The sequence below is a fragment of the Rhodoferax bucti genome (assembly GCF_005876985.1).
Lineage (GTDB): Bacteria > Pseudomonadota > Gammaproteobacteria > Burkholderiales > Burkholderiaceae_C > Allorhodoferax > Allorhodoferax bucti.
Window position 1 is genome coordinate 1 of the sequence record NZ_VAHD01000008.1, and the last position, 1,451, is coordinate 1,451.

The 1,451-nt window shown below is 58.2% G+C and carries 1 protein-coding gene; it reads left to right on the plus strand.

All coding sequences use genetic code 11. The features are described from left to right. Nucleotides 1-67: 67 nt before the first annotated feature. Nucleotides 68-1,420, plus strand: coding sequence for an IS30 family transposase (locus FDM28_RS17560; protein WP_138517534.1), 1,353 nt, complete (start codon nucleotides 68-70; stop codon nucleotides 1,418-1,420). Nucleotides 1,421-1,451: the final 31 nt, after the last annotated feature.

Sequence of the window (1,451 nt, forward strand, 5' to 3'; positions counted from 1 at the left end):
GGCGGATTCAACCGGTCGTCGCAACACCTTCAATCAGGAGGTGTTTATGGGGCGACCCGCAGGATGGATGAAGCAATTGACAGGGAGAGACGCGATGCGCTCTCCGGGGGCTCCTTCGCTTCGGCGAGAAGTCGAGCGCCAGTTCTGGGTACAGATTGCAACCGGGGTCACCAGTGAGAGGGCAGCCGAGGCTGTAGGTGTATCGCAGGCGGTGGGCTCGCGCTGGTTCCGGCATCGTGGAGGCATGCCACTGTTCATGTCGAAACCTGTATCTGGAAGATATCTGTCGTTTGCGGAGCGAGAAGAGATTGGACTTCTGCGAGCTCAAGATGTCAGTGTGCGGGAGATAGCTCGTCGTATTGGTCGAAGCCCCTCAACTGTTTCGCGGGAGTTGACGCGCAACGCTGCAACCCGCAGTGGCAAGGTCGAGTACCGGGCATCAGTGGCGCAGTGGAAGTCCGAGCTGGTTGCCAGAAGACCCAAGCCTGCCAAGCTCGTGACGAATCAGCGTTTGCGCGACTATGTTCAAGACCGCCTGGAGGGCAAGATCCGCGATGCCCAAGGGCGAGAGGTGGATGGACCTCGACAGGCTCCTTTCATAGGCCGCAACAAACCTCATCGTGGTGACCGCAAATGGGTCAATGGCTGGTCTCCAGAGCAGATTGCAAACCGCATGCAAGTCGATTTCCCGGATGATCCGTCCATGCGTATCTCTCACGAAGCAATCTACCAGGCGCTCTATATCCAGGGCAGGGGTGCCCTCAAGCGTGAGCTTGTGAGCTACCTGCGCACTGGCCGTGCTTTGCGCACGCCACGGGCCCGGTCCCGGGCAAAGGCATGGGCACACGTCAGTGAAGAGGTGATGATCTCCAGCCGCCCGGCTGAGATAGAAGATCGTGCTGTACCCGGTCACTGGGAGGGAGACTTGATCATCGGCCTGGACAGGTCGGCCATTGGCACACTGGTGGAACGGTCAAGCCGATTCACCATGCTGGTGCACCTGCCTCGCGAGGAGGGCTATGGACAGACTCCTCGAACAAAGAATGGTCCTGCGCTGGCGGGTTACGGAGCCATAACCATGGCCAACGCCCTCAAAAGAACTGTGACGAAGCTGCCTACCCAGCTATGCCAGTCATTGACTTGGGATCGTGGCAAGGAGCTGTCCGACCATGCACGGTTCACCATCGAGTCCGGAGTGAAGGTCTTCTTTGCTGATCCGCGTAGTCCATGGCAGCGCGGTACCAACGAGAACACGAATGGGTTGTTGCGCCAATACTTCCCCAAGGGAACCGACCTGTCTCGGTGGAGTGAGCAAGAGATTCAAGCCGTTGCACTGACCTTGAACAACAGGCCACGCAAAACGTTGAATTGGAAGACACCAGCAGAAGCGCTGAACGAGTATCTAAAATCTGTCGCGTAACCCGGTGTTGCGACGACCGGTTGAATCCGCC

What these genes read in the sequence shown, in the direction of transcription:
- FDM28_RS17560 (WP_138517534.1), top strand. Translation starts at nt 68, where the DNA reads ATGAAGCAATTGACAGGGAGAGACGCGATGCGCTCTCCGGGGGCTCCT.